This window comes from [Pseudomonas] carboxydohydrogena (assembly GCF_029030725.1).
Classification (GTDB): Bacteria; Pseudomonadota; Alphaproteobacteria; order Rhizobiales; family Xanthobacteraceae; genus Afipia; species Afipia carboxydohydrogena.
Map to the genome: position 1 here is coordinate 2,289,940 of NZ_CP113162.1, position 20,933 is coordinate 2,310,872.

The following is a 20,933-nucleotide window of genomic DNA, read 5'->3' on the forward strand; positions in this document are numbered from 1 at the left end:
GAGGCGGGCTTCTCAGCCCGCCGCCGACATTTTCGCGACCTTCATTTGCTTGAGAAGCGCGACGACCTGGGCCGGCGTATCCGCCACCTGAATTCCCGCCTTCTCCAGCGCGGCACGCTTTGAGGCATACCCGCCACGCCCACCGGTAACGATGGCGCCGGCATGGCCCATCTTCTTGTCCGGCGGCGAAGAGCGGCCCGCGATGAAGGAAACGATCGGCTTCTTCATGGTGCGGGCGTATTCCGCCGCTTCTTCTTCCATCGCGCCGCCGATTTCGCCGACCAGCACGACGGCATCGGTCTTGGCATCGCGATCCAGCTCCATCAGCGCATCGCGCGTCGTGGTGCCGATGATCGGATCGCCGCCGATGCCGATGAACGCCGACTGGCCGAGATCGGCGCGCGTCAGGTTCAGGCACATCAGCGTACCGAGGCTGCCGCTGCGCGAGATCACGCCGACGCGGCCGGGCTTGAAGATGTTGGGGTTATGCCCCGGCATGATGCCGACGAAGCCCTCGCCCGGCGTCACGATGCCCGCCGTGTTGGGACCGATGATCCGGCTTTTCGAGACGCGCTGGCGCGCGAAGATCTCGAGGACGTCGTGCGCCGGAATATGCTCGGTGAGCGTCACGATGGTTTTGACGCCCGCATCAATCGCGTCGATGATGGCAGCCTTCGCCATCGACGGCGGAATGAAGATGACGGAGATATCGCATGGCGTATGTTTGGTGGCCTCGACCGCCGATCCGTAGATCGGCGTATCGAGGAACATCTCGCCCGCACGCTTGGGATTGACGCCGGCGGCGACATCGGTGCCCATCTCCCGCATCCGCTCCGACCAGAAAGCACCCTGCTTTCCAGTCATGCCCTGAACCAGAACTTTTTGTCCGCGACGATAAATCATTGCGCTGCCTCGACCGCCGCTTTCACGGCGTCTTCCATGAAGTCATAGGGTTCAATGCCAAGCCGCTCACGCACGAGCTTGACCGCTTCGTCCTCGCCGGTGCCATGGATCGAGAAGAACACCGGCACCTTCGGCTTCAGCGTCTCCCATGCTTTCACGACACCTTCCGCCATCACGTCCGTGCGCGCGAACGCGCCGCAGAAATTGATGACGAGGCTTTTGACACCCGGATTGGACAGCACCAGATCGAGCGCGATCTCCGACTTGGTGTAAGCCTCGCCGCCGATCTCCAGGAAGTTGGCGGGCCTGCCGCCGAAGTGATCGATGACGTCCATGGTGGTCATGGTGAGGCCCGCGCCGTTCGCCAGCACGCCGACATTGCCGTCGAGCTGGATGAATTTCAGGCCGTTCTCGGCACCGCGTTCTTCCAGCGCCGTCATCTTCGGCGGCGAAGCCACCTTGGCGAGATCGGGCTGACGCAATCCTGACGAGTCGTCGAGCACAAACTTGCAGTCGAGCGCCACCACCCGGCCGTCCTTGAGGAGCGCGAGCGGATTGATCTCAACCAGTTCGGCGTCCTTGGCATCGAAGATCGCATAGAGCTTCGCCAGAACTTCGCCGACCGCGTCGGTGGCCGAACCCAGCGGAAGCCCCTTCAGCATCGCCGCCGCATCGGCGGCGCTGAAGCCCTTGTGGATATCGACGACATGCTTGCGAATAGCATCCGGATGGGTTTCGGCCACCTCCTCGATGTCCATGCCGCCTTCGGTCGAAAACAGCACCAAAGGCGCGCGGCTCGCGACGTCGATCAGAACGGCGGCGTAAAGCTCGCGCTCGATCGGGCATAGCTGCTCGACCAGCACCTGCGAGACACGATGACCGCCGATGCTCATCGACAGGATGTCCCGCGCGGCGCTTGCCGCTTCATCGGCCGTTTTGGCGATCTTGATGCCGCCCGACTTGCCGCGCTTTCCGGTCGGCACCTGCGCCTTGATGACGGATGGGCCGATGGCGGTGACCGCCGCCGCGGCTTCCTCCGGCGTCTTGCACACGCGGCCTTCCGGCGTGGGAATGCCGGCCGGCACGAGCACGTGGTGCTTCGCTGCATACTCCTCGAGATTCATGTCCTGCCCCTTACTTGCCGTAGCGCGCCCAGTGCGGCCCGAACATCTCTTCCTCGGTCGGCTTGTCCTCCGGGATCGGCGTGACAAGATGCGTGATGTTGATGAAGTGCTTGTAGTTCAGGTTCTCGGAGATGCTGTTCTTCTGCCAGGAGCCGCAGCCCATGGTCAGCGTGAACTCAAGGCCGCTGTCGAAACCGCCGCCATTTCCGAAAGTGTGGGCGAAGTTGACGAGAACGCGTACCACCGGAAGGTCTTCTGCGAGATCGCGCGCGCGCTCCAGCTTGGTGGTGTGAAGGCCCATCGAATGGCCCTTGCCCTGATGGTTGAGAAGTTTGCGGACGGTTTCCTTCGCGTCGGCAAAATCCCTGGCACGATAGACCGTCAGCACCAGCGACAGCTTTTCGCCGGAGAGCGGATGGTCGCGGCCGATACCGGTTTCCTCGACGAGAAGGAATTTCGACTTCGCCGCTTCAGCCGGAAGACCGAAGGCTTCCGCGAGAATCGACATGTCACGCGCGATCAGATGGCGGTTGAGCTTGCCGTTCTTCCACAGTTCGCTGACGACCTTGTTCTTGGACGATGGATCGACAAGGAAGGCGCCTGCCCGCTTCAGTGCGGCAATCGCCTGATCGTAACAGGCATCGACAATCACCACCGAGTTTTCCGAGGAACACGAGGTGGAGTTGTCGAAGGTCTTGGATGCGCAGATTTTCTGCGCGGCGGAATCGAAATCCGCGGTCTCGTCGATGATGACCGGCACATTGCCGACACCGACACCGATCGCCGGCGTGCCGCTCGAATAACCGCGGCGCACATTGTCCTGCGAGCCGGTGATAACGACGAGATCGACCGCCTCCATCAGCGCCTGAGTCGTTTCCTTGGTGATCGGCGACGGCAGGATCTGCACCAGATCCTTCGGCAGGCCGATCTGAGCCAGCGCGTCGCGCATGAATTCGACGACCATTTCCGTGGTGCGAAGACCGAGCGGCGATGGCGCGATGATGATGGCGTTGCGGCCCTTGATCGCCATCAGCGCCTTGTTGACCGGCGTGGCGCCGGGGTTGGTCGATGGCGTGATCGCGCCGACGACGCCGATCGGCTTGGCGAACTTCACGATGCCACGCTTCACGTCGCGCTCGATCTCGCCGACCGTCTTCGCGCGCAGCATGTCGCGCAGGGTGCCAAACGTCTTGCGCTGCTTCTTGATGATCTTATCCGGGACGTTTCCGAGGCCCGTGTCCTTCACGGCCATCTCGGCCAGCGCCTTGGCGTGTTCCGGCTTGTAAAGCGACCACGCCACCGCGCGCACTGCTTCATCGGTCCGCGCCTGATCGGCTTCCGCGAAGATCTCCTGCGCCGCGCGGGCCTTCTTCATCAGATCGGCCGCAATCTGCTGCGCATCCGAATTCCGGTTCTGCATTTCAACGACGACACTCATGATTTTCTCCATTCATCAAAATTCGAGGGGCCGCATCCTCCAACAGACGAGGCACGACCGTTCCGGTTGTTCAGGCCGGCGTGGGGCGCGGCGCCGTAGGGTCGCTGCGGACATCGACGAAGCGTTCACCCGGCTTGCATGTGAACGCCAGCATCGCACCAATCAGAAGAAACGCGAGCGATCCGATGAACGGGACGTCCCAGCGCCCCGTCAGATCAATCGCATATCCGAACACCACCGGAGATATAATCCCGGCCATGCCGAAACCAAAGTTCATAAAACCGGACGCCGAGCCGGAAAATTCCGGCGCGATATCCATCGGGATCGCCCAGATCGGGGCAACGATCAACTCCGCGAAGAAGAATGCGAAACTGAGGCAGGTCGCCACGGTCGTGAGGTCGTGAACGAACACGATCGGCAGCATGAAGCAGAACGATCCAAGGAAGCCGAGAACGATGACGCTGACGCGCGCCTTGTTCACATCGCCGGTCTTCTTCAGGATACGGTCGCTGAGGAGACCGCCGACCGTGTCACCAACCACACCGGCCAGGAACACACCCGCCGCGAACAGCGCCGACTTCTTGATGTTGAGATTGAACTCGTGAAGGAAAAAGGATGGCAGCCAGTTCAGGTACAGCCACAAAATCCAGCCATAGCAGAAGTCGGTCAGCGTCACCGGCATGATGCGTTTGAGGAGCGGTCCCCACGGCACCGACTTCCGCGTGGCCACCACGGTGGCGGGCGGCAGGCCCGTCAATTCCTCAGGCGTGATCTGCGAATGCGTGCGCGGATCGTCGCGGAAGTAGATGAACCACACAACTGCCCAGATCAGCGCCGCGACGCCGAGGAAGATAAATGAATCGCGCCATGAGAACGACACGACGATCAACGCGATCAGCGGCGGCGTCAGCGCGTTTCCCGCGCGCGAGAAAGCATGGGTGATGCCCTGCGCGAAGGCGCGCTGATCGGGCCGCATCCAGTTCGCCAGCGCACGCGTGGCGGTCGGGAACGCAGGCCCCTCGCCCATGCCGAGCGCGAGACGCGACAGGAACAGCGCGGCCAGCCCGCCGACAAAGCCGGTCCAGATCGTCGCGAGGCCGACCAGAGCCGCACACAGCGCGAGCGTCACGCGCGGCCCGAGCCGGTCGCCCAGCCAGCCGCCCGCGATTTGAAAGAATGCGTAGGGATATGCGAAGGCGGAGAATGCGAGCCCGAGCTGGGTCGCGGTCAATCCAAGATCTTTCTGCATGAATGGCGCCGCGGTCGAGATATTCACGCGGTCGACGTAGAAGATGAGATACATCAGGCAAGTGATGAGCAGAACGAAGCGGCTCGCCTTATTACGCATAGCCATTAAGACCTCCCGGTATTTTTTCTTTTCCGCTGTCTGCCGGGTTCGATGCCCAGCTTCGAAGTGACGCGGCTTTATCGGGACATGCTACAGGAGACCAAATCTCATAAGGAAATTGATAATCTGCATCGCAACCATTCGCCGGATTTATCAGCAGAAGGCCGGCGCAAGTTCACCAGCGCCGGCCTTCTTATTCATCGAATGGCGATTATTACTCCGCCACTACAGGAACCGCCTTCCGCCGCGCCAGCGCGTGCTGGATGAACGGCAGCGCGATCACGACCGCCGTGAACGCCACGATGGTTCCTGAGATCGGCCGCGTGAAGAACACGGTCCAATCGTTGCTGAACGAGATCATCGTGTTCATAAACGAGTCTTCAGCTATCGGCCCCAGGATGACGCCCAGCACAAGGGGCGCGAGCGGGAATTTCATACGCTCGAAACCGTAACCGATGACACCGAAGGCAATGATCAGCCACAGGTCGGTGACGTTGTTGCGGATCGAGAGTGCGCCGATGAAGCACAGGATCAGCACGTAGGCCGACACCACCGCTTCGGGGAAGTCGAGAATCTTCACCAGCGGCCGGATCGCGAAATATCCGATGAGACACATGATGGCGAGGCCGAGGAACAGCGACGCGAAGATGGTGTAGACCATTCCGGCCGAGGTCACGAGCACCTGAGGCCCCGGCTGAATTCCGTGCAGCATGAATGCACCGAGAATAACCGCGGTCGCACCAGAGCCGGGAATGCCGAGCGCCAGAAGATGCACGAGCGCACCGCCGACCGATGCCGTCGCGGCGGCCTGCGGCGCGATGATGCCTTCCGCGATGCCGGTGCCCATGTCCTTCGCGCGCCGTCCGAACTTCGCCTCGATTCCGTAGCTGATGAAGGACGCGATCGTGGCACCCGCTCCCGGCAACAGGCCGGTCAGATCGCCGATAACGGCGGAGCGGAAGAACGAGCCCTTCACCTCCTTGAATTCCTTCCAGGTCGGAAGTTCGGTGCGGGCATTGGAGATTTTCTCGATCGGCTTGGTCGAGAAACCCGTCTCGAGCCGGGTGAGAACCTCGCCCACGCCATAGGCACCGACCATGACGACAAGGAATTCGATGCCGTCGGCCAGGATCGGGGAGCCGAACGTGAATCGATAAGCGCCATAAACCGGATCGGTGCCGACCGTCGCAATCAGAATGCCCACCGCCATGCTGATGAAAGCGTTGGCAAGCGAGCCCTTGCCAATCGCGACCACGCTCAACAGACCGAACATCACGATCACGAAATATTCAGGCGAGGAGAAGCGCAGCGCGAACTTCGCCAGCGGCTCGGTCAACGCGACCATCACGACAGCGGAGAGAAGACCGCCGCCGAGCGCCGAGACCAGCGTCCAGCCGAGCGCCTTGGCCGGCTGGCCGTTGCGGCCCATCGTGTAACCGTCCCAAAGCATCGGGACGTCTATGGGCTCACCGGGTATTCGGAACAGAATCGCCGTAAAGGCGCCGCCATATGTGCCGGACACATACATCGCCGTCAGCAGCACGATCGAGGCGGTGACATCCATTTTATAGGTGAACGGCAGCGCCAAAGCGACGCCCATCACCAGCGTGAGGCCCGGCAACACGCCGATCAGCAGGCCGAGGGAAATACCCACGACCAGCATGATCATGTTGATGGGCGTGAGACAGTGAACGAAACCGGTCGCGAGTTGCGAAAGAATATCCATGCTGTCACCACATCCGCGGGATCATGAAGAAAATGTCGTTGGCATAAGCGAAGGGCTCGATGCCTCTCGGCAACGAGACATAGGCGACGCGCAGGAACAGAACGCCGCAAGCCAGCGTGACGAAGACGCTCATGCCCCAGATGACGGCATGCGAACGATAGCCGCCGACATACATAAAGGCGGCCAGGAACAGGAAGGTGCCGAAAATGAATCCGAGATAAGGGAGCGCGACCGCGTAGATCCCCATCAGGACGATGCCGCCGATCAGCATGCGCAGATGCATCGGCTCGGGCTCCTCCTTCTCCTCTTCCTTCTCGAAGGCTTCGAGAAAGCCGGTGGCATCCTCGTTCTTCACGAGGAGCCGCCGGGAAATTTCAAAGAGACAGGAAGCCCCCATCAGCAAGATGGCAAGGCGCGGCCATACCGCCGGCCCCAATTCGCCGGGCCGGGCGGTGTAATCGATAGTGCCTGAATAAATCCAGAGACCAACCGAAATGAGCAGGCCGATGAGATACGGCGCTATCGAACGAACCATCACCTTGTCCATCTGCTGCCGCCATTACTTCGGAGCGATCTTTTTCATGTCTTCCAACTGTTCGCTAACGAACGTGGAAGCATGAGACGAATCCTCGAAGCTGTTCGGATCGCCGTACTGATCCTTCAGGAACTTCTGGTATTCGTCGGACTGATAGACCTTGGCGAGCGCATCCGACAATTTCTTCACGATCTCGGGAGGCGTTCCCGACTTGACGACGATGGCGCGGAATTGAGGCAGCGCGACCTTGTAGCCGAGCTCAAAGGACGACGGCACGTCCTTGAACGCGTCGAGCCGCTTTTCGCCGAACAGCAGAATCGGGCGCATCTGCTTGCCATTGATGAAGGAGGCAACATCGCCCGCCTGCTCGTACAGTGCGTCAGCATGGTCGCCGAGAATCGAAACGTACCGCTCGGACGGCTTGGAGAACGGCACCTGCACGACCTTGACGCCCCCCTTGTCGAGAACGCTCAGGGAGAAGTCATCGACGCTGCCGAAGCCGAGGGTTGCAACCTTCAGCTTGCCCGGGTTGGCCTTGGCTTCCTTCTCGAAATCCTGCCAGGTCTTGAAGTGACTGTCCTGCTTCACGAAGATGAAGGACGGCCCCTTGATCATCACCGCCACCGGCGTGATGTCCTTCATGGTCCAGCGCGGCGTCTTGCCTGCAAGAAGCGCGTGGCTGTCGGCGATATAGATCGCCATCGCATAGCCGTCGGCGGGCGATGCGAGCAATTTCGTCATGCCGGTTGCGCCGGTGCCACCCGGCACGTTCACCACCGGAATGCCCTGCCCGAGCATCGGTTCCATGAGCTTGCTGACGAGACGCGCAAGCTGGTCCGCACCGCCACCGGGCCCCCAGGGGACAATCAATTCAACTGGACGTTCAGGATAGCCTGCCGCCGCAGCGCCGCCACTCAATGGCATGCTGCAAAGAAAAGCGGCGGACAAAACAGCAAAAGCCTTCGCAGCCCAGCGGGCTGGATAACGTATCGCCTCCATAGTCACCTCCCAGCGACGGTTTTATCGACCTTCTTGGTGGGTTAGGTTACCCACTTCACATGAAGTCACTTTTTCGTATGGTGCACGAGGCAGCACTCGTGACAAAATTGATTAGCTGCATGAGCATCATTCGCGGAATTTATCAGTGAATCAAGACCTCGACATTTCGCTATTGCGAACGTTCGTTGCCATCGTCGATACCGGCGGCCTGACATCCGCAGGAAAGAAGGTTGGCCGCACGCAGCCTGCGATCACGCACCAGATCAAACGCCTCGAAGGTTTGGTCGGCCGGACGCTGTTCGGTGAAAACCGGCGGCAACTCGTGCTGACGCCCGACGGAGAAGTGCTGCTCGAATTTGCACGCTCGATGTTGCGCCTCAATGACGAAGCGCGCGGGCGATTCTCGATGCCGGGAATCGCCGGCCACGTCACGCTCGGTACGCCGGACCTGTATGCGGCCTATCTGCTGCCCGAGGTTCTCGACAATTTTTCGCGCGCGCATCCGAATGTGGAAATCCACCTGCGCTGCACCCGCAGCGTCTATCTCAGCGCCGCGCTGGAACGCGAGGAAATCGACATCGCGCTGATGACCAATCAGCCGGGATTCCGGCGCGGCGAATTGATTCGCCACGAGCCCGTGGTGTGGGCGGCAAGTCCAAGCGGAACACAGGAATTGCGGCGTCCCCTGCCGCTCGCGCTGCTGCCGCAAGGCAGCGTCTATCGGCAGATCGCCATCGACGCGCTCAACACCGCCGACCTGCCGTGGACGCTGCGTTCGATCTGCGACAGCTTCGCCGGGCTGCAAGCTGCCGTGCTCTCGGGGATCGCGGTGTCGGCGTTTCCACGCTGCACCATCACGCCCAACATCCGCATTCTGAGCAAAGGCGATGGCTTGCCGGAACTGCCGTCCATCGAAATGGTCCTGCATCGCAAGGAGCAAGGCATTTCGGAAGCCGCCGAGCAACTGGCGCGCTACATCGCGCGTGAGCTCGGCAATCTTCCCTCATCCGGCGAAGGATAAAGCGCGGGCACGCCCAACAAAAAACCCGGCCGCGAAGGCCGGGTTTTTATTTCAGAGCGAATGACGCTGGAGCTTACGCAACCTGCTGCGGCCGCATGTCCTCGCGCTTGATGCCTGCCACGACGACGGGCTTCTTCATCGCGTCGCGGCGGAACGGCTCTCCGAGTTCCTGATTGAGCAACACCTCGATGAACGTGGTGATGCCCTTCTTCTGGTCCTCGCAGGACTGGCGCAGCGCGTTGGTCAGCTCTTCCTGGGTCTTGACCTGAACGCCCTTCAGCCCGCACGCGGTCGCGACCTTGGCGTAGCTCAGGTGACGATCAAGCTCGGTGCCGACGAAGTTGTTGTCGTACCACAGCGTCGTGTTGCGCTTCTCCGCGCCCCACTGGTAGTTGCGGAAGATCACCATGGTGATGCCCGGCCATTCCTCGCGGCCGACCGAACTCATTTCGTTCATGGAGATGCCGAACGCGCCGTCGCCCGCGAAACCGACGCACGGCGTATCGGGGTTGCCGATTTTGGCGCCGATGATCGCCGGGAAGCCGTAGCCGCACGGACCGAACAGGCCCGGCGCGAGATACTTCCGGCCCTCGTCGAACATCGGATAGGCGTTGCCGATGGCGCAGTTGTTGCCGATATCGCTGGAGATGATGGCGTCACGCGGCAGGCCGGCCTGAATCGCGCGCCATGCCTGACGCGGCGACATCAGATCCTTGTCGCGCACGCGGGCGTCCTTGTTCCACGAGGTGCCCGGATCGTCATCCTCGTGATCCATGCTGGAGAGCGTCTGTAGCCACTTCGACTTGGTGGTGTGGATCAGCGCCTTGCGCTCCTCACGTCCGGCATTTCCGGCGCTCGGCGAAAGCTGAGCGAGGATGCCGCGTGCCACCTGCTTGGCGTCGCCGCAGATGCCGACGCTGACCGGCTTGGTCAGGCCGATGCGATCGGGATTGATATCGACCTGGATGATCTTCGCATCCTTCGGCCAGTAGTCGATGCCGTAACCCGGCAGCGTCGAGAACGGATTAAGGCGGGTGCCGAGCGCGAGCACGACATCGGCCTTCGCGACCAATTCCATCGCGGCCTTCGAGCCGTTATAGCCGAGCGGGCCGACAGCAAGGCGATGGCTGCCGGGGAAGGAGTCGTTGTGCTGGTAGTTGTTGCACACCGGAGCGTCGAGCTTCTCGGCCAGTGCCACGCAATCCGGGATCGCGCCACCGATCACCACGCCCGCGCCGGAGAGAATGACGGGGAATTTGGCGTTCGACAGAAGTTTTGCTGCTTCGGCAATCGCGCCTTCGCCGCCCGCCGGACGCTCGAAATCCACGATCGCAGGCAGGTTGACGTCGATCACCTGCGTCCAGAAGTCGCGCGGGATGTTGAGCTGCGCGGGCGCGGAGAGGCGCTTCGCCTTCATGATGACGCGGTTCAGCGTCTCGGCGACGCGCGAGGCATCGCGCACTTCTTCCTGATAGCAAACCATGTCGCGGAACATCGCCATCTGCTCGACTTCCTGGAAGCCGCCCTGCCCGATGGTCTTGTTCGCCGCCTGCGGCGTCACCAGCAGCATCGGGGTGTGATTCCAGTACGCGGTCTTGATCGGGGTAACGAAGCCGGTGATGCCGGGACCGTTCTGCGCGATCGCCATCGCCATCTTGCCGGTGGAGCGGGTGTAGCCGTCGCAGATCAAGCCGCCATTGGTCTCATGGGCGACGTCCCAGAAGGTGATGCCCGCCTTCGGAAACAGATCGGAGATCGGCATGAAGGCCGAACCGATGATGCCGAACGCATGCTCGATGCCATGCATCTGCAAAACTTTCACAAAGGCTTCTTCCGTCGTCATTTTCATGGGCGAACCCTCTCTTTTCTTCACTGTGTTGGACTGGCGTGGATGACCTGAGACCCAGGATTTCCCGCCGTATGTGCCATGCAGCTTGACGAGGCGCAACGAATATCTCAATTTCAATTTTAAGACGTTTCATTTATCGGAATAATGGTGTAGAAGATGGGTATGAACGAGCTTTTCGGCGCCCTCAAACCGCTGGCCCTGCTGGAAGCCATCGCCGGGCTGCAACATCCGGCAAGCCTCGCCGAACTCGCCGTGAATGTCGGCGTACCGAAACCAACGATGCATCGCTGGCTTGGTTCGCTCGAACATGCGGGTCTCATTCAGCGCACGCCGGACGGGCGGCGCTATGAACTCGCGATGCGCGCGACCCAGCTTGCGTTTTCGATCCTGTCGAACCGCCCCGGCGGCGCTCTGCGGCACGAGATCCTGCGCCGCGTGGTGCAGGAGGTCGGCGAATCCTGCAATCTCACCGTGCTCGACGGCACGCAGGTCACCTATCTCGACCGCGTTGAATCCAAATGGCCGTTGCGCATCACGTTCCAGCAGGGCTCGAAGGTCCCCGCTTATTGCTCCGCGAGCGGCAAACTGTTTCTCGCGCTGATGCAGCCGGCGAAACGCGACCTCGTTATTTCCGAGATGAATTTCGAGCGCATGACGGAGCATACCGTCGTTGAAAAACCCGCTTTGCTCAATGAACTGTCAGACATTCGTCGTGACGGCTACGCACTCGACCGCGAAGAATTCCTCGCGGGCCTCGTCTGTCTCGCCGTGCCTATCATCCATCAGAAGGGCCGCAATCGTGTCTGCGCCGCGGCGCTGGCGATCCAGGCCCCGGTGACACGCATGTCGCAAGCCGAAATGATCAAGAAAATCCCAATTCTGCAAAATGCCGCCAAGGCCATGAGCGCAACGATCAGCGCCGACGTCGGAGCCGCCTGATGCCGTCCACTTCCTCGCACCCGAAACTCGATGCTCTTGAGCAAGCCGCGCGCGGCAAGGGCCGCCTGAGCGTCGCCGTCGCCTACCCCTGCTCGACCGACGCACTCGCCGCCGCGTTGGCGGCCTACCAGGAAGGCATCATCGAGCCGATCCTTGTCGGTCCGCGCCGTCGCATCGAAGCCTGCGCGGCGGAGTTGAAAGCGAGCCTCGACGGCCTGCGTCTTGTCGATGCCGATGACGATCCTGTGCTGTCCTCGCGGGCGGCCGTGGCGCTGGTCAGCGCGGGCGAAGCCAAATCCCTGATGAAAGGCTCGCAGCACACCGACGAACTCCTCGGAGCCGTGGTTTCACGCGAAGCCAACCTGCGCACCTCGCGCCGCATGAGTCATGTGTTCTGGTTCGACTGTCCCGCCTATCACAAACCGCTGATGATCACCGACGCGGTGGTCAACATCCAGCCGGGGCTGAAAGAGAAGGTCGATATCCTCGCCAATGCGGTCGATTTCGCGCACCGCATCGGCTTTGAGGCGCCGAAGGTCGCGATCCTGTCGTCGGTCGAAACCGTCAATCCCGACCTGCAATCCAGCATGGATGCAGCAGCACTGACCAAGATGGCCGACCGCGGCCAGATCGCCGGCGCGATCGTTGACGGCCCGCTCGCTTTCGACAATGCGATTTCGGCGCAGTCCGCCAGGACCAAGAAGATCGCCTCCGCAGTCGCGGGCGATCCCGACCTTCTGGTGGTGCCGAACCTCGATGTCGGCAACATTCTCTACAAGTCGTTCATCTATATGGGCGGCGGCGAATGCGCGGGCGTCGTGCTCGGCGCGAAGGTGCCGGTGATTCTCACAAGCCGGGCGGACTCGCGACGCGCGCGCATCGCATCCTGCGCGCTGGCGCGATTGAGTCTGTCCTAAGGCTCCTGATTCAAAACGATCTTCAAAACAAAAACGGCCCGGTATGAACCGGGCCGTTTCAGTTTGTAACATTGTCTCGTTTACGCGACGAGTGCCGCTGGTGCCGTGCCGCCCGCCTCGATGCGCTTGCGCGCCAGACGGGAAATCCACACCGCCGATAGCGCGCTGACCACACCGGCAAAGACGCAGTACCAGGCAATCGCCCAGCCGGCGTTTCCGGCGTAGCGTTGCACCAGATAGGTCGCGATGATCGGCGTAAGGCCGCTCGCGAAGATTCCGGAGAACTGGTAGACGAACGAGATGCCGGTGTAGCGTACCTGCGGCCCGAACAGATCGCAGAACAGCGCGGCTTCAGGACCGTAGATTGAGGCGTAGAGAATTCCGAACGGAATAATCAGCGCCGCCCACACGAAGACGACCTGATCCGGGTGCGTCATCCAGATGTAGAACGCGGGCAGTGCCGACAGGCCGGTAATCAGCGAGCCCCAGGCGTAGGTCTTGGTGCGGCCGACGCGATCGGATACTCCGCCGAAATACGGAATGAACAGGCACATGATGAGGGCCGCGGCGCAGACGCCCAGCAGGGCTTCGGTGCGCGGAATCTTCAGTTGCGAGGTCAGGAAGGCGATCGAATACACGCCGAAGATGTTGAAGAACACGCCATCAATATAGCGCGCACCCATGCCCGCGACGATTTCCTTCGGATACTCCTTGATCATGGTGGCGAAAGGAATCTGCACTTCCTTGCGGCTTTCCTTGAGCTTGGCGAACTCCGGCGTCTCCATGATGTTGAGACGGATGTAGAGGCCCACCATGACCAGCACGAAGCTCAGAATGAAGGCGACGCGCCAGCCCCAGGCCAGGAACTGCTCGTTGGTGAGCGTGTAGGACAACAATGCCACCACGCCGGAAGCGAGACACAGGCCGATCGACAGACCGATCTGCGGGAAACTCGCATAGAGACCGCGCTTTTCAGGCGAAGCGTATTCGTACGTCATCAGCACTGCGCCGCCCCACTCGCCGCCGAGGCCGATGCCTTGAAGCACGCGAAGCACCAGCAGCAGGATCGGCGCCCAGATGCCGATCTGGGCATAAGTCGGCACCAGACCGATCAGGAATGTCGCGACGCCCATAATCATCAGCGTGAGAATGAGCATGCTCTTGCGGCCGATGCGGTCGCCGAAATGCCCGAAGATCACGCCGCCGAGCGGACGGGTCACGAAGCCCACCGCGAACGTCGTGTAGGCGAGCATCGTCGAGATCACCGGATCGCCCGACGGGAAATAAAGTTGATTGAACACGATGCCGGCGACGACACCGTAAAGAAAGAAGTCATACCACTCCACGGTCGCTCCGATCAGAGATGCGAAGACGACACGTTTTAAAAGCGCCTTGTCTGCCATGTTGGCTCTCCCCAGTTTAAACAGGACCATTCCTAAGCCGCGATCGAACTTTCTTTTGAGTCCGCTAAAATCATATCGGATGCCTTTTCCGCGATCATCACGGCCGGCGCATGCGTATTGCCGGAAACGAGGGTCGGCATGATCGAGCAGTCAACCACGCGCAAGCCGCCGATGCCATGCACGCGAAGCCGGGCATCCGTCACCGCCATCGGATCGGAGCCCATCTTGCAGGTGCCGGTCGGATGGAAAATCGTCGCGCCGTATTCGCGGGCAAAATCAAGGATCTCGCCATCGGTGCGCACATCCGCGCCGGGCTTGTATTCCTCGACAAGATAAGGCTTCAGCGCGCTCGTCGAGGCAAGACGGCGGGCATATTTGATCGATTCCACCGCGCAGATGCGATCGGTTTCCGCATCGAGATAGTTCGGCCGCATCGACGGCGGCTCCATCGGGTCGGCCGACTTGATCTCGACGCTGCCGCGCGATTCCGGCCGCAACTGGCAGACCGAGAACGTGCAGCCCGACCATGGATGCGGCTTGCCGCCCGCCATGTCCGCCGACAGCGTGCCGAAATGAAACTGGATGTCCGGCGTTTCCGAGCCCGGCAGGATTTTCGTGAACAGGCCGCCCTGGTTGATGCCGATGCCGAGAGGACCCGTGCGCGTCAGCAGCCACTGCAATCCGATCTTCGCCTGACTGAACAGCGTGCGCAGATCGTCGTTGGTGGTGATCGGCTTCGAGACCTTATACATCAGCCGCAATTGCAGGTGATCCTGCAAATTCTGGCCGACGCCCGGCAGATCGTGCACCACGCCGATGCCGTGCCGCTGCAACAGCGATGCAGGGCCGATACCCGAGAGTTGCAAAATCTGCGGCGATTGCAGCGAACCCGCCGACAGGATGACCTCGCGCGCCGCGCGCGCTTCCCGCACGACGCCGTTCTGAACGTAACGCACGCCGACCGCGCGGCGGCCTTCGAGAATGACGCCGGTCGTATGCGCATCCGTCTCGATGCGCAGATTGGCGCGATCCCGCGCGGGCTTCAGATAGGCGACCGCCGAAGAAATCCGCCAGCCATTATGCGTGAACAACTGATAGTAGCCGACGCCTTCCTGATCACCGCTGTTGAAGTCGTCGTTGCGCGGCACGCCCATTTCATTGGCGCCGCGAATAATCGCTTCCATCAACTCGTGCTTGCCGCCGATGTCGGACGACCACAACGGTCCCTTGTCGCTATGCGTCGCGCTCGCGCCGCGGCTGTTGTGCTCGGACTTCATGAAATAAGGAAGAACGCTCTTCCAGTCCCAGCCCGCATTCCCGAGCTGCGCCCAGTGATCGTAATCCTGCCGCTGGCCGCGAACGAAGATCAGTCCGTTGATCGAACTCGAACCGCCGAGGCCGCGACCGCGCGGCCAGTAGATGCGGCGGCCTTTCATGTTGGGTTCGGGATCGGTGTAGAAGCCCCAATTGTAGGCCTTGTGGAACATCGTTTTCCCGTAACCGATGGGAATGTGAATCCACAGGTAGTTGTCCTTTGGCCCCGCCTCCAACAGCAAAACCTTATGGCGCCCATCGGCACTCAGCCGGTTTGCCAGCACGCACCCCGCCGAGCCTGCTCCCACAACGATGTAGTCGAATTGATCGGACGCTCCCGCCATTTTCTTATTATTCCATCTATTGAGACGATTTATCTTGAAGATTGAACTTTGCGTGAAATGTTGTCAACGTAGTTGAGTGCTTTGTGGCTCACTGAATGGAATGAGGTTGAAAAATGTCCACACAGACGACGACCTCGGTTTCAGAACGCGCGCTGCTCCTTCTCGAAACCATCGCCAAAGCGGAAGAGCCGCCGACGCTCAACGAACTGATGGCTTCGATCGGATTGCCGAAAGCGACGACGCATCGCTTCGTGGCTTTGCTCGAGCGATTGGGATTCGTTCAGCGCGCCGCAGACGGACGCCACTATGAAATCGGCCAGCGCCTTCTTGCCCTGTCGCTCGAAGGCATGCGGCGCTCGTTCGATCTCGCGCCCCGCCGCGTGATCCTGGCCGCGCTCGTGAAGGAGATCGGCGAGACCTGCAACATCACCATGCTCGATGGTGAGCGGCTGGTTTATCTCGACCGCGTCGAATCCGATTGGCCGCTTCAATTCCGCCTCAGCGTTGGCTCGCATGTGCCCTTGCATTGCACCGCCAGCGGCAAGCTGTTCCTCAGCCTTTCTCCGCCCCCCTTGCGCAAGGCGCTGTTCCGCACGCAGCCTTTCCAGCGCTACACCGCGCGCACCCTGACCAGCACGGAGCAGCTAGAGGCGGAGCTGACGCGCATCCGCCAGACCGGCGTCGGCACCGACAATGAGGAATTCATGGAAGGCATGGCCGCGACCGCCGTTCCGATCCGCGATTCACGCGGGCGGATTTGCGCGACCGTCGCGGTGCATGGGCCCGTTACGCGACTGCCGCTCGCGCGGGCGCTCGCATTGGTGCCCGCCTTGAAGAGAGCCGCCAAGGCGCTCGAACAGACGCTCCTGTTCGACACGTCCTCTCCTGCTTCGGCCGTTGCCGTCGGCGGAAGTGCAGAGACCATGCCTGCTGCCGCGCTCAATCCCATGCGCCCGGCGGAATAACGGCACGTCGAATCGGGATTGCACCGGCGAAATTCGCGGTTGCGAAAGACTATGCTTTTCGCACCGCCGAAGAAGTAGGTTTGTTCCTTTGCGCCATTGAAAAATGCCGGTTTTGTTTTCTTGAAAGCAGCAACGTCGCGAGAGAAGATCGCCCCTGCACAGGGGCCTTCTCAATGGCGCATCATCCGTCTGCCGATCCAGCCAAACAATATGCGTGGGGCGACCATGGCGCGGTCGCGACTCGCCGCTATTCGCCGGTGGTGCGCCTTGGCACCCTCGCCTTCTGGACGCTGATTGCCGGATTGCTGGTGGCGCGGCTTCTCATTCCCGATCCCAACAAATCCGAAGCAGCCGATTCCGCGCCGCAGGCCCGGACCTCCGCTTCGCTGCACTGACATTAAAAACGAAAACCGGCGCCATCGATGATGACGCCGGTCTTGTTGTTACTCTCTGTTTCACATCAAGCGTGCGCGCGCAGCTCCCGCGCGGCTGCAACCATATTCACCAGCGCGGGTTTCACTTCATCCCACTTGCGGGTCTTCAGGCCGCAGTCCGGATTGATCCAGAGCTGCTCATCCGCAAGACGATTGCGCGCGAGCTTGAGAAGCTCGGTCATCTCGTTGATCTCGGGCACGCGCGGTGAGTGGATATCGTAGACCCCCGGCCCGATCTCGTTGGGATATTTGTAGCTCTTGAAGGCGTCGAGCAGTTCCATCTTCGAGCGCGACGTCTCGATCGAAATCACATCGGCGTCCATCGCGCCGATGGCATCGATGATGTCGTTGAACTCCGAGTAGCACATGTGGGTGTGGATCTGCGTCTCGTCGGCCACGCCCGAGGCGCAGAGGCGGAAGCTGCCCACCGCCCAGTCGAGATAGGTTTTCCACTCCGAACGGCGCAATGGCAGACCCTCGCGCAGCGCGGCCTCATCGATCTGGATCATCTTCGCGCCGGCCTTCTCAAGGTCCACCACCTCGTCGCGGATCGCCAGCGCGATCTGGCGGCAGGATTCGCTGCGCGGAATGTCGTCACGCACGAACGACCAGTTCAGGATGGTGACCGGCCCGGTCAGCATGCCCTTCATCGGCCGTTTGGTCAGCGACTGCGCGTAGGACCACCACTCCACCGTCATCGGCCTGGGGCGCGAAACATCGCCGAACAGGATCGGCGGGCGCACGCAGCGCGAACCGTAGCTCTGCACCCAGCCGTTCTTCGTAAACACGAAGCCCGAAAGCTGCTCGCCGAAATACTGCACCATGTCGTTGCGCTCGAACTCGCCGTGCACCAGCACGTCGAGGCCGACTTCTTCCTGCCAGCGGACGGTGCGCTCCGTCTCCTCGCGCAGGAACTTGTTGTAGTCGGCATCCGACAGCGCGCCCTTGGCGTGGGCCGCGCGCGCCTTGCGCACTTCGCTGGTTTGCGGGAACGAGCCGATCGTCGTGGTCGGGAAAGCCGGCAGGCCGAATTTCGCACGCTGTGCTTTCGCGCGCGCCGCGAACGCGCTCTTGCGCTTTGCCATCTCCGGCGTCACCGCCTTGAGGCGTTCGGCGACAGCCTTGTTGTTGACCTTCGGCGAGGTCTTGCGCGCGGCGGCCGCGGCGGCGGATGCATCGAGTTCGGCGGCGACGCTGGCGCGGCCGGAGGCCAGCGCCCTGCCCAACTCGGACAGCTCGCTCATCTTTTGCAGCGAGAACGCAAGCCAGCTCCGCACGTCGGCATCGAGCGCGGTCTCGGCATCGAGATCGATCGGCACATGCAACAGCGAGCACGACGGCGAAATCTCGATCTTGTCGCTGACTCGTTTGGCAACGACCGGTTCGATCCGGTCGAGAATGGCCGGCAGATTGGCGCGCCAGACGTTGCGGCCATCGATCACGCCGAGCGAAAGCACGAGATCCGGCTTCGCTTTCGCGAGCACTGCCTCAAGCTGTTCCGGCGCGCGGATCAGGTCGAGATGAAGGCCCGCCACCGGCAGCGCCAGCGCGGCATCGAAATTGTCGCCGAGCGCGCCGAAATAAGTGTTGAGCATCACCTTGATGCCGGGCACCTCGCGGGCGATCGTCGCATAGGCTTTCGCCAGCGCGTCGCGCGCCGTCTTGTCGAGATCGAGCACGAGGCACGGCTCGTCGAGCTGCACCCATGTCGCGCCTTCGGCCGCGAGCTTCTTCAGCACATCGACATACACCGGCAGCAGGGCATCGATCAGCGACAGCGGATTGAGGGATGCATCCTTGCTCTTGCCGAGCTTGAGGAAAGTGACGGGACCGACCAGCACCGGGCGCGTCTGATAACCGAGCGCCTTCGCCTCCTTGTATTCATCGACCGGCTTGGTCAAGGACAGTGAGAATGTCTGTCCCTTTTCGAATTCCGGCACCATGTAGTGGTAGTTGGTATCGAACCACTTGGTCATCTCCTGCGCGGGAACGCCGTGGCCGGTATGGTGGGCATGGCCGTGCGCACAGGTTTCGGAGCCGCCTTCCGCGCCGCGCGCCATCGCAAAGTAGGTTGCAAGCGGCACGTTGCCGCCCTTCCAGCCGTAGATCGCGGGAATGGCGCCGACCATCACGCTGGTGTCGAGCACCTGATCGTAGAACGAGAAGTCGTTCGACGGAATCACGGTGACGCCGCGCGCCTTCTGGCGTGCCCAGTTCGCGGCACGCAGTTCGGCGGCGGTTGCGAGCAGGCTTTTCTCATCGATCTTGCCCGCCCAGAAATTTTCCAGTGCGGTTTTCAGTTCGCGGCGCGGACCGATGCGCGGCGTACCGAGCGTGGCGACGGCAAGAGTGGCAGAGGTTGACGAATTCGACATGGCTTCGACCCCGTAGGTGCGAGAAACAGCGGGGATGAAATGCGCGCACACCAGCCAAGGCGCACAAGGCACCCCAAGGACTGCGCCCACCGGACACCCCGCCCGTGGAAACATCTCGTCGCGGCAGGTCTCCTGGCTTGCGGGTCGCGGCCCACACCCGTCTTCCCAAAGCGAATGCTTCAGTGACACGAATGGATGCAGGCTCGCCGCTGACAGTTGCGGGGGCAGCGCCGGACTAGGCGTTGCAACGCCGCACCGGCTTCCCTCTTAGCTTCGCCTCACGGAGAAGGCGAAGACCACGACGGTCGGGAATATGGCGCAACGCAAAAATCAGTCAACGCGCGGAGGGTGGGATTGTCACCCGCCCCCGGTGGAATCCTGCCCATAGAACATGACCCCAAGCTCGATCGGCTCTCGCCCGCAGGCCTGGCGGTGGGCATTGATACCGCGCAGCCAGCGGCCCGCCGCGACACGCCGGCCGGCGGTCACAACGGCCGTTACATTGGCTCTACCGGCAGCGCGAACGCCGGTCACGCGCCACGTTCATTATCCAGCGCGGTCTCGCGCGGCCTGATCTTCCGGTGACAATGCGTAGACGCCGGCCCAACTGCGAAGAAGAATCAGATGATCGCGCACCGCCGTGACGCCGGGCGTGGTTTCGGCGGCGACAATGACCGCCTGACGTGCCCGATCGTCGGTGATGATGCCATGCAGATGTGCGACACCGTCGCGCACCGCGACCTGCAAACCATCCGGCCGCCAATCCGCTTCCATCAACTTGACAATCAGCCGTGCCCGGACGTCTTCGTCGCTCGCCGCAGGGCCGGTGACATCACGCGCCACCGTCGAGATGGCCCGCAGCAGGTTGGCTCGCGCGACGATGCCGACCAGCTTCCCGTCCCGCATCACCGGAAGACGTTTGACGCGGTGGGCTTCCATTGTCGTCACGAGGTCCTGTAACGGAGTGCTTTCGCTCACCGTCCAGGGATCGCGCGTCATCACGTCCCTCACCTTGCGCCCATGCGCCTGAACGTAATCCGCCGCTGCGCGGCCGCTGCCGAGAAGGAATTGCAGCCAGCTCGGACGCTTGCCATGCCCGGTGCCAATCTCGGCGCGGCGCAGGAAATCGCCTTCGGTGACGATGCCTATCAGCTTGCCATTTTCAATGACAGGCAGGCCGCTGATGTGATGATCAAGCATGGTCTCGGCGGCGGCAGCCACTGTCGTTTCAGGCGAAACGGTGATGACGTTCTGTGTCATGATCTGGCCAGTCAGCATGGGATGCTCCTTATGGTCGAT

General features: G+C 61.7%; 17 protein-coding genes and 1 riboswitch. Of the genes, 5 read left to right on the forward strand and 12 right to left on the reverse strand.

Annotation, left to right across the window (positions count from 1 at the left end; translation table 11 throughout):
* Nucleotides 1–12: 12 nt before the first annotated feature.
* From sucD to AFIC_RS11095, 7 genes are all read right to left on the reverse strand, one after another.
* A complete protein-coding gene (sucD, locus tag AFIC_RS11065) occupies nucleotides 13–903 on the reverse strand; it encodes a succinate--CoA ligase subunit alpha (protein WP_275246289.1) in 891 nt (296 codons plus the stop codon).
* Nucleotides 900–2,027 carry a succinate--CoA ligase subunit beta gene (locus tag AFIC_RS11070; RefSeq protein ID WP_275246290.1) on the reverse strand — a complete coding sequence of 376 codons (1,128 nt, stop codon included), beginning with the start codon at nucleotides 2,025–2,027 and terminating at the stop codon, nucleotides 900–902. The genes sucD and AFIC_RS11070 overlap by 4 nt, the downstream gene beginning before the upstream one ends.
* Nucleotides 2,028–2,037: 10 nt before the next feature.
* A complete protein-coding gene (sauS, locus tag AFIC_RS11075; protein WP_275246291.1) occupies nucleotides 2,038–3,465 on the reverse strand; it encodes an acylating sulfoacetaldehyde dehydrogenase in 1,428 nt (475 codons plus the stop codon).
* A gap of 70 nt (nucleotides 3,466–3,535) precedes the next feature.
* Nucleotides 3,536–4,819, reverse strand: a complete 1,284-nt coding sequence (locus AFIC_RS11080; protein WP_275246292.1) for an MFS transporter — start codon at nucleotides 4,817–4,819, stop codon at nucleotides 3,536–3,538.
* Nucleotides 4,820–5,027: 208 nt separating this feature from the next.
* Nucleotides 5,028–6,539 carry a tripartite tricarboxylate transporter permease gene (locus AFIC_RS11085; RefSeq protein WP_275246293.1) on the reverse strand — a complete coding sequence of 504 codons (1,512 nt, stop codon included), beginning with the start codon at nucleotides 6,537–6,539 and terminating at the stop codon, nucleotides 5,028–5,030.
* 4 nt (nucleotides 6,540–6,543) lie between these two features.
* A complete protein-coding gene (locus AFIC_RS11090) occupies nucleotides 6,544–7,074 on the reverse strand; it encodes a tripartite tricarboxylate transporter TctB family protein (RefSeq protein ID WP_275246295.1) in 531 nt (176 codons plus the stop codon).
* A gap of 24 nt (nucleotides 7,075–7,098) precedes the next feature.
* Nucleotides 7,099–7,881, reverse strand: a complete 783-nt coding sequence (locus AFIC_RS11095) for a tripartite tricarboxylate transporter substrate binding protein (protein ID WP_420833330.1) — start codon at nucleotides 7,879–7,881, stop codon at nucleotides 7,099–7,101.
* A 337-nt stretch (nucleotides 7,882–8,218) separates the two neighbouring features.
* Here AFIC_RS11095 and AFIC_RS11100 point away from each other — a divergent pair, with 337 nt between their 5' ends.
* On the forward strand, nucleotides 8,219–9,094 hold the full coding sequence (locus tag AFIC_RS11100; protein WP_275246297.1) for a LysR substrate-binding domain-containing protein: 876 nt from the start codon (nucleotides 8,219–8,221) through the stop codon (nucleotides 9,092–9,094).
* A gap of 73 nt (nucleotides 9,095–9,167) precedes the next feature.
* On the opposite strand, the gene xsc is transcribed toward AFIC_RS11100, so the two are convergent.
* Nucleotides 9,168–10,943 carry a sulfoacetaldehyde acetyltransferase gene (xsc, locus tag AFIC_RS11105; protein ID WP_275246298.1) on the reverse strand — a complete coding sequence of 592 codons (1,776 nt, stop codon included), beginning with the start codon at nucleotides 10,941–10,943 and terminating at the stop codon, nucleotides 9,168–9,170.
* 162 nt (nucleotides 10,944–11,105) lie between these two features.
* Between xsc and AFIC_RS11110 the strand changes: the two genes are divergently transcribed.
* On the forward strand, nucleotides 11,106–11,882 hold the full coding sequence (locus tag AFIC_RS11110) for an IclR family transcriptional regulator (RefSeq protein WP_275246299.1): 777 nt from the start codon (nucleotides 11,106–11,108) through the stop codon (nucleotides 11,880–11,882).
* Entirely contained in the window at nucleotides 11,882–12,799 is a 918-nt protein-coding gene (locus AFIC_RS11115) for a bifunctional enoyl-CoA hydratase/phosphate acetyltransferase (RefSeq protein WP_275246300.1), read from the forward strand. The genes AFIC_RS11110 and AFIC_RS11115 overlap by 1 nt, the downstream gene beginning before the upstream one ends.
* Before the next feature lie 80 nt (nucleotides 12,800–12,879).
* Here the strand turns inward: AFIC_RS11115 and AFIC_RS11120 are convergent, their stop codons facing one another.
* Both AFIC_RS11120 and AFIC_RS11125 read right to left on the reverse strand, forming a co-directional pair.
* Complete coding sequence (locus AFIC_RS11120; RefSeq protein WP_275246301.1) at nucleotides 12,880–14,202, reverse strand: MFS transporter; 1,323 nt, start codon at nucleotides 14,200–14,202, stop codon at nucleotides 12,880–12,882.
* A 32-nt stretch (nucleotides 14,203–14,234) separates the two neighbouring features.
* On the reverse strand, nucleotides 14,235–15,860 hold the full coding sequence (locus AFIC_RS11125) for a GMC family oxidoreductase (RefSeq protein WP_275246302.1): 1,626 nt from the start codon (nucleotides 15,858–15,860) through the stop codon (nucleotides 14,235–14,237).
* Nucleotides 15,861–15,973: 113 nt separating this feature from the next.
* Between AFIC_RS11125 and AFIC_RS11130 the strand changes: the two genes are divergently transcribed.
* Nucleotides 15,974–16,825: an IclR family transcriptional regulator gene (locus AFIC_RS11130; RefSeq protein WP_275246303.1), complete on the forward strand. Its 852-nt coding sequence runs from the start codon at nucleotides 15,974–15,976 to the stop codon at nucleotides 16,823–16,825.
* Between the two features lie 173 nt (nucleotides 16,826–16,998).
* On the forward strand, nucleotides 16,999–17,220 hold the full coding sequence (locus AFIC_RS11135) for a hypothetical protein (protein WP_275246304.1): 222 nt from the start codon (nucleotides 16,999–17,001) through the stop codon (nucleotides 17,218–17,220).
* A gap of 65 nt (nucleotides 17,221–17,285) precedes the next feature.
* Here the strand turns inward: AFIC_RS11135 and metE are convergent, their stop codons facing one another.
* Together metE and AFIC_RS11145 are read right to left on the reverse strand one after the other, a co-directional pair.
* Complete coding sequence (gene metE / locus AFIC_RS11140; protein WP_275246305.1) at nucleotides 17,286–19,634, reverse strand: 5-methyltetrahydropteroyltriglutamate--homocysteine S-methyltransferase; 2,349 nt, start codon at nucleotides 19,632–19,634, stop codon at nucleotides 17,286–17,288.
* A gap of 105 nt (nucleotides 19,635–19,739) precedes the next feature.
* Nucleotides 19,740–19,950, reverse strand: a riboswitch (cobalamin riboswitch).
* Between the two features lie 230 nt (nucleotides 19,951–20,180).
* A complete protein-coding gene (locus AFIC_RS11145; protein ID WP_275246306.1) occupies nucleotides 20,181–20,912 on the reverse strand; it encodes a CBS domain-containing protein in 732 nt (243 codons plus the stop codon).
* Between the last annotated feature and the right edge of the window lie 21 nt (nucleotides 20,913–20,933).